The 1,317-nt window shown below is 51.5% G+C and carries 1 rRNA gene; it reads right to left on the reverse strand.

Going from position 1 to position 1,317, the window contains the following annotated elements:
• Window positions 1-37: 37 nt before the first annotated feature.
• Window positions 38-1,317, reverse strand: a 16S ribosomal RNA gene (locus HHH54_RS10860); the annotation flags it as partial.

The raw sequence follows: 1,317 nt of genomic DNA on the forward strand, positions 1-1,317 counted from the left end.
TTATCACCTTAGGTGATAATTCCGTATATATCCTTAGAAAGGAGGTGATCCAGCCGCACCTTCCGATACGGCTACCTTGTTACGACTTCACCCCAATCATTTGTCCCACCTTCGACGGCTAGCTCCAAATGGTTACTCCACCGGCTTCGGGTGTTACAAACTCTCGTGGTGTGACGGGCGGTGTGTACAAGACCCGGGAACGTATTCACCGTAGCATGCTGATCTACGATTACTAGCGATTCCAGCTTCATGTAGTCGAGTTGCAGACTACAATCCGAACTGAGAACAACTTTATGGGATTTGCTTGACCTCGCGGTTTCGCTGCCCTTTGTATTGTCCATTGTAGCACGTGTGTAGCCCAAATCATAAGGGGCATGATGATTTGACGTCATCCCCACCTTCCTCCGGTTTGTCACCGGCAGTCAACCTAGAGTGCCCAACTTAATGATGGCAACTAAGCTTAAGGGTTGCGCTCGTTGCGGGACTTAACCCAACATCTCACGACACGAGCTGACGACAACCATGCACCACCTGTCACTTTGTCCTCCGAAGAGGAAAACTCTATCTCTAGAGCGGTCAAAGGATGTCAAGATTTGGTAAGGTTCTTCGCGTTGCTTCGAATTAAACCACATGCTCCACCGCTTGTGCGGGTCCCCGTCAATTCCTTTGAGTTTCAGTCTTGCGACCGTACTCCCCAGGCGGAGTGCTTAATGCGTTAGCTGCAGCACTAAGGGGCGGAAACCCCCTAACACTTAGCACTCATCGTTTACGGCGTGGACTACCAGGGTATCTAATCCTGTTTGATCCCCACGCTTTCGCACATCAGCGTCAGTTGCAGACCAGAAAGCCGCCTTCGCCACTGGTGTTCCTCCATATCTCTGCGCATTTCACCGCTACACATGGAATTCCACTTTCCTCTTCTGCACTCAAGTTTTCCAGTTTCCAATGACCCTCCACGGTTGAGCCGTGGGCTTTCACATCAGACTTAAAAAACCGCCTACGCGCGCTTTACGCCCAATAATTCCGGATAACGCTTGCCACCTACGTATTACCGCGGCTGCTGGCACGTAGTTAGCCGTGGCTTTCTGGTTAGGTACCGTCAAGATGTGCACAGTTACTTACACATTTGTTCTTCCCTAACAACAGAGCTTTACGATCCGAAGACCTTCATCACTCACGCGGCGTTGCTCCGTCAGACTTTCGTCCATTGCGGAAGATTCCCTACTGCTGCCTCCCGTAGGAGTCTGGACCGTGTCTCAGTTCCAGTGTGGCCGATCACCCTCTCAGGTCGGCTACGCATCGTTGCCTTGGTAGGCC

Origin of the sequence: Staphylococcus canis, assembly GCF_016238445.1 — a bacterium.
In the GTDB taxonomy this organism is placed as follows: Bacteria; Bacillota; Bacilli; order Staphylococcales; family Staphylococcaceae; genus Staphylococcus; species Staphylococcus canis.